We start from the raw sequence: 12,431 nt of genomic DNA, 5'->3' as shown, positions 1-12,431 counted from the left end.
ATTACTCCTCTACTTCAATCCATGTTAATCCTTGTTGAGTAGTACTTGGTACTGTGGGGCTAACAATAGTCCTATCGTACATAAACCAGTATTCACTATTTGTTGGATTTATACCTGCGGTAGTATCTTTTATACAATAGAATATATTTCCTTCATACGTGATTGCATCTCCTATTACATATGATCTCGTATCGTTATATTCACCTCGCAAAAATGCGTTAAGACCTACGTCACCTTTATCCCCTTTTGTTGAAATCTTTTGCCAATATTCTTCATTTGTAGGGTCTATCCCTACAGAGGTGCTCTTTATACAAAGATACAGGTCTCCGTTGAATTTTACCTGATTTTGAAACATATACGTGGATAGATCGTTATACACTCCTACATAATGAAAATCATTAACATATTTAGCCCATTCTTTTTGTTTATCATCTATATATTCATCGACCTCTTCTAAAAAGAAGGTTTCTACATTAACTAAGGAATCAGCGAACTTATTCCAAGTTTCTGGTGTTATAATATAGTTTCCTAATTGACTGGTTAAAGAGTTTAACTCAGATTGCTCTGAGGCGTTTAATGTTGGTTTAATCTTTAACTCTTGATATCGCTTTGCCGATGCTACCAAGCTCGGTGGCAAGTCAAATAATTCTACAAATGAATCAACTTCTGTCGGAAATGTGCTTCTTGACAAAATTAACATCCCTTCTTTTGCAATACTTTTGTTTATATCAAAATCAAAATATGCATTATTTATATTTTAACACTTAATATTTATAATGTCAATACTTTTGTTTAAGGTCTATCAAACTCTACTTCAAAATATCTTAGAGAAACACCCTGTTCGGCAAGACTATTGTCAAATATATCTTCTGCACTAAGATTAGTACTCCCTCTATGGTCTGAGCCAGCTATAGAGCCTGTGTCTAGTTCATCTCCAAATAGATTAAGAGTTACACTGGCTTTAACATAGTTATATCCGTTGTTTTCAAAACTCCTAATAAACTCATCGAAGGTGCTAAATGGAGTAACTTCTACTATAGCGTCTTTTATAGACTGCTCTCCACCTTTATTTGACTGTAAAATACTCTGCATTAAATTACTCATATTATATTGAGGTATAATCTGAGTGTCTAAGTATTTTATAATCAAGTAGCCTGCAGTGTAGTCAGAACTTTCTCCATTCCAGTTGGCTCCTTCCAGCAACTCTACTCCTCTACCAACTAATGAAGTTAGTTCGTTATCGTTTATTGTCTCATTTTTTACAATAATTGTTTTTAATCTTTCGTCTGCGCCATGTATAAATTCTGCAGAGCCTTCTTTAAACCATACTGGCATATCAATAGTTTTATCAACACCAAATACATTGTTCATTACTGCATGAACTACTTCATGACCTAATATCCTATCGCTGTACTCTGCTTTTCCAGCATTGTTGTCTCCACTATCTCCAGAACTTGGGGAAAAGTCTGCTAAATCTATCGTTAATGTTTGGTTACTGTTATCAGTATATCCAGTAACATAAGCTGTGACGCCAAATCTCTTTTGTTTTTCAAATCGAACAATTAGTTTAGACCCATCTCCCTTAATGCCATAGAAATCTTTTATACGCTGTTCTGATAGAGCAAGCCAACCTTTGTTTTTTATGCCTTCTATGATGATGTCTGCCTGTTTCCTTACTTCATCTAATGTACTATCCATATCTACATCACCATAATACAACTTGTGACCACTTATACTCATAGTGTCGCTAATCCCCAGACCAACACTAATTGTATCGATAATGTAGTCTTCCAACTTATTGGTCGCCATATCTCTTACTTTTATTGCGTTATTTGCGTCTAGGAAATAAATTGGTATAGAACTTAAATTTAACTTCTCTTGAAAATTGCTACGTTTAAACAGCTCATATCTAGCTCTTGAATCACACTGTTCTAAATTACTGTAATTACCATCTGTAATTACTTTTGTTTGTACACCAATTTCATTTTTGTGAAATGGCGACTTGTCATCGGAGATACTTGCCTCTGCTGTTGGTGTTAATCCAGTTTTTTCATCCATTACTCCCTTGACCAAAATTCTATTTTTAACTTCTTTATATGAAAATGACTTAGAATAGCTAGTTAAATGGTCTGTCTCCTCATCAAATTTCCAGATTATCGGCTCGCCCTCTGGCACTTGAATCTTCATCTTCTCGAAAATAATTGTTCCATCTACATCGTAGTAACAATCCCAATCCATATATAAATCTCTGAGCTTAGTCAGCATATTCATAACAGTTTCGCCAACATTAAATTCCAATTTGTATGGAATAGTCAATTCAGTAAATTCAATTTTTGTTTTAAATTCACCAAAGTAGTTCAAAACGGACAATACTGCCGTATTCAAAGGAGTTCCTGCCTCTATTACAAATTTATCCTCAAGCTCTTTTTGCTCCCATCTCATCATATTATCCTGTAAGTTAATACTTATAGAGCGGTCAGCATCGTTTATCTGAACATTAGGCTCAGTAATGTAGAATGTTCCTAGACAAAAATGTGTGACCGTATCCTTATCTGACGATAAGTCTGATATCCCAGCATAAACTCTCACTTTATTGGTCATCCATAGAATGCTTGCTTTTTTGGGAATTAGATAGTCATAGAGGACAAAGCTTAGCGAACCAGTCCTTCTTATTAGGCTACTGTTTGATATATTAATACTTCCACTTTGAGATAAGCCTTGAATAGTCTCAATAGTTTCTCCATATTTATCTATCACTTCTAATGTTATATATAGCCTTCTTACAGGTTGTAAATGAAGGTCTATATAGCTTGGAATCAAGGTGATATCGCGATTGTTCATCACGACATCACCTTTGATATAATTAGTTATCGACACTAATAATATCCCCCTCATCATCATATGTCATATGAGTTAAAAATGCTCTAGAAATCAAATCATTTTTAATCAACATATCATAATTTATCTTTCCAATTTCAACATAATCAAAAGAGATACTTGCAAGGTCTCTCAAAGTTTCTCCTTCTTTATGAGTCACCCTAGCGTTCTTGGTCACAACTAGCATTAAAACGCCACTATCCATTCTTAACACTTTTGCTCTAGAATTGTTCAGAAATTCCATCCAATCCTGCCTGTTAATCTGCTCTGCAAGTTTATCAATTGAACTCCCTGACAAACTAACTGTCTCTTTCGACAAAGGAAGAACTGTAAGACTACTACTCCTATAATTACTATTCCCAAACGTCACAATTGGATAAGGGCTATTCAATGGCTGACTTGTATTTGACGATGTATTATATGATATTTCACCAAGAGAAATGTCATATTCTAATCTCTTATTCTCTTTTTTATCTGTTAAAAAAATACCCTCATACGATACATCTATAGAATCTGATATGAGCTTATCGCCAATTACTTCATTTGCGACTGGAACAATTGCGTATTGATATGTTGAGCCATTTTGTACATATCTGTCTACAAAGTCATATAAATTAAATTCTTCATCATATTTAAATTCTCCAATGGCGTCCCAATCTCCAGTTCCATACACAGAGCGGTAAAGCATTAGTTTTGTTATATCAAACCCTTCTGCACTTATAGAGCCAGCGTCAAGATCGCTAGTAAACTTCGCGTCCATTATTGTTGTCAAAGTCCACTTTGTAGGTTTATTAGTATGGGGCTCTATAGAAGTGTCAAGTTCAATAAAAGCCTCGTCATACACGCCTTCATTCATTTGTAGTTCGTCTAGCAAATCGGTGCATACTGGCGTATCCCAAACACACCCTTGCTCCAATCCAAAGAAATTATAATCAATTATCATAGTGAAACTCCCTTTACAAGATGATTAATGAAAGGTCTACCCTATGTTCTATATTTTTTACATACAACATGAAATCTGTATCTTTTGGAATAGCAACCATATTAGAGCAATATCTTGACTTAATACCTTTGTACTCTTTAACGGCAATTACATAATTTTCATGCATCCAAAATTCAACGGGTATCCCAGTATCTTCTGGAGGACTCAACTCTAAAAATTTTGTCCCTATAGGTATATTTCTACACCATATTTTCATTATATAGTCAGACGCCCTATTCATATCTAGACCTCTGAAAATAAGTGGATTGTCTTTTGGGATAATTATCCATTCATCATCTATATATTCATAGTTATCTGCCTTTTGTTCAATATTATTGTCATTATTACTCTTATCAATCGGCTTAACTGGCGTACCTGTTATGCTTTTCAGATTTGCTGTTATTCTTACAAATCCCTCATCACTATCATTTCTTGTGAATATCACCCCGTTAACAGATGGGACAATATACATCGCTATGAATCTTTCTCTGTGAGAATAGGTCATGTTGTTGTCGGTGATAACAAAGCACTCTATAAAATAACCTTTGCCTTTTTCCAATCCCATTATAGTTTCTGTAAATATTTCTTGGTTATATGGCGTTCTGTTTGGGTATGTCTCAATAAGTTCTTCATTTTCATCATATAAACTAAACCTATATGTCTTTACGTTCTCATTCTCGCTTTGACTATATACGGCTTGGAATGTTATATCTGAGTTATATACATATCCTTGCCCATCAATTGTAGCTATATCTAAAACTGGTGTAGAAAATGTCTTTAACGTTGATTCATTTGAGTACGGTGAGTAAGTATCATCAGTAAATTTAACTCTTAATTTCGCGCTATATACCTTTCCATTCACAAGTAAATTTGGAGGTATCGGATGGTTTTTTTCAAACGTACTAAATTCATAGCTATATACTATCTCTTTAGTTGACACTTCTTTTATAACTAGTTCATTTTCTTTAACTTGCTTACTACCTGTAAATGTAAAATATATATTTACGCCTTTTGTTGCATCAAATGGTTTAACTGGCAATAAGATGGGATGTATTTCAATCAATGTTATATCACCTCTCGTATATTGCAATACTTTTGTTTAGGGAGGGTGATAGAAATCCTCCCTAAACTTTAGTTTATCTTTCCTTTACTCATTTGTAAAGCTATTTGTGGTAATTCAAATATGGCTTCTTTTATCCCATCTGCACTTGTAATGCTAGGGAACTCGACTTTATCAAGATTAATACTGACAGAATTAGACCTTACTTCATTTTGTTTAGGAGTGGTCATTTTAGGCAATTCAGATATCAGTGCATCTGCAATTATATTACCAATATCCTTTCCTATTTTATGAAATTCTTTTATAACTTTATCACTATACCCATCAAACGCAGGAGTTCCTTCTAGACCATCTACGACTCCATCAATTATATCCTTGTTATTGTTAATATAGTCAGAGTATGATTCCACCAGCTCAGAAATATAATCTTCCGTAACTTTAGGAAAGTCACCGACAGCGGAGTCAAATGCTTTAGAAAGCTCTTCTAATGCATTTCTAAAATCTTGGATATTATCATAGTCACCTTCCTCAGCATTTGTGAGTATTTTTTCTAACTGAGATAGGTAATCTTCTCTAGCTTTTTGTTCTAGCTCTTGTAGCTCTAGCTCAGCTTGAGAAAGCTCTTCTTGAACTTGAGAAATTTGGTCTGCATCAGCAACATATTCCCAATCCCAAGTTCCATCTGCCTGCTGTTTTAAAGTTTGTATTGTTTTTTCTTTGTTTAAATTATCTAGTTTTTGTTCTAACTCAAGAACATCTAGTTGTTTATTTAGATAATCCATTTCGAACTTACTAAGCTTTTCTTGTTTATCAAGCTGTTCCATCTTTTTATCGTAAATGTCAGTTTCAAGATCGGATAATCTTTGATAAGCTTTTTCTAATGCAATTTCTCTTTCTAGCCCTGTTAGCCATAGTTCATGGAAATTCTGATAATTTTCTAATGTTTTTCCATCAAACATTTGCTTTTCGATCTTATTGACTACTCCATCAAATGAATTAGACATTATATTTTTATTCATTTCTAAAAGAGTTTTATTGCTTTCTTGCAAAAGATTATTATACTCTTCTATTTCAGCATTGATTATCTTCCACTCATAGCTACCTTCTTCGTAAGCCATTTGTTGCTGTTTAAGCGATGATAGAGAATTCTCTAGTTCCTTGTTCCTTGATTTTTCTATATTCATTAATTCGGAGAGAAGAACCCCTTGAGAAGAATAATTTTCTCCACCTATTGCATTTAGAATATCTAATGAATATTCAAGTTCTCTACTATATTTGTCATACTTATCTAAAGCCTCATCTAGTAAACTAAACTCAAATTCAAATCGCTCAGCAATAGATTCTTTTATATTATTCTGAGATTCTGTAATTTCCTTCTCATAATTTTCAATTTGCTGTTTAATTTGACTCTCCAGCTCGTCAGTAAGTGTAGGGTCTTTGAGTTGACCTTTAAGTTCAGTAATAGCATCTTTACTAGCATCAATTGAAGCTCTATAGTAGCTCTCTTGAAGCTTCAAGTTGTCTATAATATACTGATTTGTTAGTTTCTCTTGCTCATCAGAATTATTAGCTTTAACCATATCATTCTGATATTTTTCTGTCAGTTCGTCTTGTTTTTTCTTAATATCGTCAAAATGCTTTTCTAACTCATCGTCAAATCGATAGCTACTGTCTGTTGCAGTACCTTGATGGCTTTTGAGTGTTTCAGTTATATTGTTAAATTCTTGGACTTTCCCGTTGCTATAGTCTTTCTCCATTTTCAATAGATGATTATACATGCTCTCTTTTATCCTTAGAGTTGCATTAGCTACGTTTCTTTCTCTGTCAATATTCTTTTTTGCAAAAGCTTCTAAAGCCTGTTGAACTTGTTGTTCTAATGCCAACCTCTCACGAGCTCGCTCTTTAAATTGGTTGTCTCTATCTAAATCTAATGCGGTTGAAACCGAGGATTGTAGATCGTCAATATCAGTTCCACTTAGCAAACCTTCTTTTAAGTTATCTATATTATTTCTTATTTTTGACGTATTGTCATCAATAGCATCATTAAAGCTAGATAAATCATTTGTAACCCGATTAAGTTCAAGAGTATTTAATGATTCCTGATAAGCTAAAATTGAGTCAGCCTGAGCCAGAATAGTTTCTCCTAATTGGTCTAATTGAGACTTCAAAGACTCTCCATTTTCTTCATACTTAATTGTAGAGGTTGACAGCTTGTTAAATTCCCTTAATAGCATTTGCATGTTAGACTTGGAAGCGTTCATAGCCTTCTCGGTTTCCCTTAGTCCAAGTTCTGGGTCTTGGTTGCTTATAAATTCTAATTTTTTTGAGAACATACTATCAGAATTGCCAACGGTTTTAATCATTGATTCAATTCTCTTTATAGTAGTTTCAAAACCTTTAAGCTCTTTACTAATATAAGCTTCCTTAATTGCCTCATTATTTTCTCTTATTGTTTCATTAAGAGATGCAATGCTCTCAGATATGCTCGTCAAATCTGAGCCAATTGATTTCCAATCGTTTAATAGTCCCTCAACTTTTTCTGCCTTATCTCCTTTAAAAGACTTGGCACGACTTAAATTGGTAATATCATTGCCTCTAGTTTTAAAACCGTAACCTCTGAGTTGTTTTAAAATACTACTCATTTCACTATTTTTTTGTCTAGACAACCTATTGTACCAGCTTTTCTGACTTTTCAAGGTACTATTTTGTCTCTTATATAAACTAATCAGTTGTGACTCATTTTCACTAGCTTTTTGAATCGCGCTTGTAAGCTTGTTGATTGACTGTGATATATCTTCTATTTTCATCTCTGTGCTCCAGTATCGCCAGATATCACTGTCTACCCTTGAATTATTGCTTGAAGTTGCTTTATCTATAGTCTGTAATTTAGGTTTCTTTTTAATTAGGTCTCCGCCCGTTGACACTGAGGCAGAACTTACAGAGTTACTCTGATTATTAGTAGAGACCGAATTAGACACAGCTCCAACACTCACTGTTCTACTTATATTACCTGCACTACCAAAGGTGTTTATTAAGTTAAAAGCACTTTGAGCTTTTTGACTGACTTCACCTTCTACAGATATTTTACTAGTTTTCTTTTCTGGAACTAGGTTGAACTTATCAATTAAACCTTGCAAAACATTGTCAGATACAGTTCCAGTTTCTTTTATAGATTGCCTTACCTCATCTTCCATGCCAGCCCTTCTACCCATAAGAATTAGTGCCTGCTCAGCGCTTTTTACCGTTTTCTCATCATTTTTTATAGACTGAGCAACTACATCTTCGAGTGCTTTTCTTAAGTCAGCGCTACTATTAATCATGTCGGCATTTTTTCCTTCAAAGGCACTTGCAACGGATGGAAAGGTCTCTCTTAAGTCATTGAGTTGACCATCAGATATATTAACAGATTCGCTCAAGTCATCTTGAGCATCTCTAGCCCTTTTTAGAGATTTTCTAAGACCATTGTATCCATCCTCCATATGAAGAACCATAGTCTGCGCATTTTCCCAACTAATTTGCGTTGTATCAAGAGCATCTCCTTGTTTTAAAAGCTCTAAAGCCATATCATCAACGAAATTACCATGGGCTTTTAACCCTTTGTTAGTATCTTCTATCTGCTCAACTAAATCTTTTTCTTTTTTAATTGCATTTTCTAGCTCTTGGTTTAGATTGGCATATCGATTAGCACTTGTAGGAGTTCCGTTGTCTACAAAGTCCTCTTTCTTCTCTTTTAACTCCTCTATTTTTTCTCTGGTTTTATCAAGCTCTTTTTGATACTCTTTTAAGTCGTCTGACATACCAGAGGCTTTCTTTAAGTCTTTTACCACTCTGTTAGATATATCCTTAGTAGATTCTGCGTCTAGCTTATTTAGAGCATCTTTTAACCTTTGAAGTTGGTCTTCAATATGATTAGTGTCGTTCATTTGAATTTTAATATCTACTAACCCAAGCTCATCTGTTAATGCATTAAACTGGTCTTTAAGAGCAAAGTACTCATCTTCATTTAACCAAGCTTGAACCCCATTCTTATTTGGGTCTTTATCTTGAGACATTAAATCAGAATAGCTTTTAGCAAGATCGTCTACTTTCTTTCTAGATTTTTCCATATCTCCATTTAAGATTGAATTTGAAGTTTTAAACTTCTCATTCATCTCAGCATACTCTTTATTTAAATCCTCTGCAGATTTATTCACGTCTCCTAACCAACCAAACATTTTTTCAAACACTGGAATTCCCATAAGGTCTAATACTAATAATGCGTCACCGATTACGGGAATAAAGCCAGCTACCTTACCAAGCAAGCGTCCAGTCGTTTTAATACTATTATTAGTTTTCTTGATATGTTTATCCTGTTCTTCTAATTCTTTTTTTGTATCATTCGAAGACTTCCTACCAGCATAACTTGGCGTCATAATAACATTTGAACTACTTTTAGTTTGATTCTTCTGGCTTTTATCAGGGCTTTTATTGACCTTTGGTACATCTACCGAAACTCTACTCTTCCTACGCAAATCATTTAGTAAGCCCACGGCTTCACTACCGCGTTGAATAAAGCTCCTTGCTCCTGTAGTCATAGTGTCAAATAATCTACGCATCAAGTTTGTGGTTGCATGAATCCCCACTCCAGCAAGAATGTATTTAAACATTTCCATTAATTTTTCATTTTGCGCTAATTCATTCAAATTTTTCAATCCATCAGTCATTATCCCCAAAACCGTGGCGACACCATCTCCACCACCACCAACAGTATGCATCAGCTCATCCCATGCGTTCTTTAACTCAGCAAGTTTGAATTTAACGGAGTCGGCTTGTTTTGCATGTTCTTTATATGCTGAACCCGATTCTCCTAATCCTAGTTCCGCAGAAGACTCTCCTATATTCTGAGCAATTGATTCGTCCCATTGGTCTAATAACGCCCCCATTACTTCTGCGTGTTCTTTCCCAGCTAGATAATATTTAGCATTACTTTTATCTTGGTCAGACAAATCATCCCAAACATCATTAAGCTCACTGAATATCTGAGTCATGGATTTCATCTCACCATTTGCATCTTTAAAATTTACTCCAATATCTTTAAAGAAATCGAATTTCCTCTTAAACTGAGGGGTTAACTGACCTGATATAGTCGATACATTCAATGCAATAGATTTAAGACCCGTACCAATTCTCTCTCCACCTTTACGAGTAGCTTCCTGTGCGCCAGTAATCATACCATTAAGTTCTTGGAAGGATACTCCAGCATCTTTAGCAGTCATAGCTGAACGAACATATGCTTTACCCAAGTCTTCCATTTCAATTGCGTGATTATTGGCTGTTTCATTCATCACGTTGATAATGTCAGTGGCTTTTAATCCTTCTTTTCTAAAAGATTCAAATGGAACAGACATATATTTAACCATGTTTTCTGGGTCAATGTTACCTACGAAAGCACCAGTTAAGGCAACGTCTGCTAACTTTTGTGATTCGGGGAAGCTCTTACCTGCAGTAACCCATTTTTCTACAGCTTTCATATATTCGTCTGCAGATACGCCCAATGCCGAACCAGCTTCATAAGCACCATCGGCAAACTCAGCAAATTGTTCTTCTGTTGCCTCAGCAACCTTAGTAATACTTACTAACGCCTCATCCAGCTCTCTGATAGGCTCGAAAACAGCCATGGCTCCCTGTTCCATGTTACTATATACGCTCCATGGGTCAACGAGTCCACCAGTATCGTTGTATGCCATGTCTTTTTCCCTAGCGTCCTGTCTTAAACGATTGAGTCTAATTTGCTCAGACTGTGCCCTTTCAATGGCATCTATCTCTCTTTCCATCGCTTCAGTCATAGCTTTTTCAGCGCGAATTCCTTCTCTAATTGCCTCTTGCTTAACTTTTAAGTCCCGAATTTGATCTTCTATAATACTTTCTTCGCGCATTCCAGCAAATACAAGGTCTCTTTGCAACTGTGCAATAGCTCGCTGTACACGTTGATGCTCTCTCAACATCTCATTAACATTGTCCTGATAAGCTTCTATCTTTGATATTTCACTAACACGTCTACGCTCGTTGTTTAGTATGTCATTCTGAGCGTTGACCTGATTGCGAATCTCTTCTGTAACATTGCCTTGAGCATTATGAACATCTTCAACTGTCTTATAAGTTCTTTGTGCAAACTCTAACTCTTTTTTTAAGACCTCTAATCTAGCCCTATCACTACTAGATACTTCTCCACCATTGGCTCTTCTTTCTTCGATCTTCTGAATTTGAAGTTGAATGCGATGAACTTCTCTTAAACTACTTTGCAATTCATTCAAAGCTATTTTTTGTGCCTGCTGTCTTTCCTTTTCTTCGCGTGCCAGTTTCTCTTCGTTTTCTTTCTGCTCCTTTTTGGAACGAGCTCTCTCTACTTCTAATTTTCCAATTTTCGAAAGGTTGGCGAGCTCTCTTAATTGGGAATCGTTCATCTTCTCTTGAAGATTATACTTTTTAGAGATTGATTCTTGAATTTTATTATAGTGGCTCATTTGCTCGTTAAGAGATTTCTTTTCATCGTCAAGAGCATTAACCATTTTAAGAGCTATTGATTGCTTCTTAGACTCAAGTTGTGCTACCCTTGAAACGGCTTGAGCTATTTCATCCTCAACTTTCTTCTCTTCTTTTTTTAGTGCCGAGATAGCCTTTAATTCGTATGAAATATCTTGAGTGTTTTTTAATTCCTTTAACGACTTGTCATCAATGGCATTTATTTTATATTTAGCTTTATACATATCAAGCAATAAGTCATATTGCTCTTTTTGTACTCTTCTTTCTCTCTCAAGCAAATCAAATTGGTCATTCTCAGCCTTTAACTGGTCAAGTTCAATTTGATGAATTCTTTTGGCTATTTGTTCAATTTCTCTAATGGCTTTTTCACGGTTGTTAGTTTCTTCGAAATCAACTCTACCATCATGACGCTGAGTCGTTACTTTTGATTGACCAAGAGAGCCATTTTCAGTTACTTTAGTTGTGACATTGTAGGAACCGTCTTTCATTTGCTTGGCTATTCTTTGAATCTTAGCCATTTTACCTGCGGTCTCGTTTAATTCAGCATTTTGCGCTTTTTGTTGCCTTGTTTGACTCTCCATAGCCTCATCAATTTTCTTGATATCCTGCAATATATCCTTAAATGGCTTATCAAAATCAAGTCCTTTAAGGTCTATTTTTAATTCACGATGCTTGCCAAGTTCAGAGTCTAGTCTTCTGAGGCTGTCTCTAAAACTTTCTACATCGCTCATAGCGTCTCTCATATCTGCAGATAGTTTAATCTTAAACACTTCATCGCCAAGTGCTCTTTCTAGTCTAGACTTCATACTTCTTAAGCTATTTGCATCATAATCGATATTTATCTTGCCATTAAAATTATTCTTAACGCCTCTCCATTTCTCAGCTAATTGAGATTGCAATTCTCTGATTGTTGGAAATTGGACTTGGACATCAATGCCAATTCTGTTTTGTGACACTTAAGCCATCACCTCATTTTTTGCAATACTTTTG

Annotated in this window: 5 protein-coding genes; all 5 read right to left on the bottom strand. The window is 35.1% G+C overall.

What is annotated here, in order from left to right:
- Position 1: 1 nt before the first annotated feature.
- The 5 genes from RVS70_RS05730 to RVS70_RS05710 all read right to left on the bottom strand — a co-directional run bounded on the left by RVS70_RS05730 (position 2) and on the right by RVS70_RS05710 (position 12,397).
- On the bottom strand, positions 2 to 700 hold the full coding sequence (locus RVS70_RS05730; protein WP_321132706.1) for a hypothetical protein: 699 nt from the start codon (positions 698 to 700) through the stop codon (positions 2 to 4).
- A 92-nt stretch (positions 701 to 792) separates the two neighbouring features.
- Positions 793 to 2,877, bottom strand: coding sequence for a DUF5048 domain-containing protein (locus RVS70_RS05725; protein ID WP_321132705.1), 2,085 nt, complete (start codon positions 2,875 to 2,877; stop codon positions 793 to 795).
- The gene (locus tag RVS70_RS05720; RefSeq protein WP_321132704.1) at positions 2,864 to 3,820 is read right to left on the bottom strand and encodes a hypothetical protein; all 957 of its coding nucleotides are present in this window, start codon (positions 3,818 to 3,820) and stop codon (positions 2,864 to 2,866) included. Before RVS70_RS05720 ends, RVS70_RS05725 begins: the two co-directional genes overlap by 14 nt.
- A 13-nt stretch (positions 3,821 to 3,833) precedes the next feature.
- Complete coding sequence (locus RVS70_RS05715; RefSeq protein ID WP_321132703.1) at positions 3,834 to 4,922, bottom strand: hypothetical protein; 1,089 nt, start codon at positions 4,920 to 4,922, stop codon at positions 3,834 to 3,836.
- 68 nt (positions 4,923 to 4,990) lie between these two features.
- Positions 4,991 to 12,397, bottom strand: a complete 7,407-nt coding sequence (locus RVS70_RS05710; protein ID WP_321132702.1) for a phage tail tape measure protein — start codon at positions 12,395 to 12,397, stop codon at positions 4,991 to 4,993.
- Positions 12,398 to 12,431 lie beyond the last annotated feature (34 nt).

Origin of the sequence: Virgibacillus sp. M23, assembly GCF_034190895.1 — a bacterium.
Lineage (GTDB): Bacteria > Bacillota > Bacilli > Bacillales > Amphibacillaceae > Virgibacillus > Virgibacillus salarius.
This window is presented reverse-complemented; position numbering and strand designations above follow the sequence as displayed.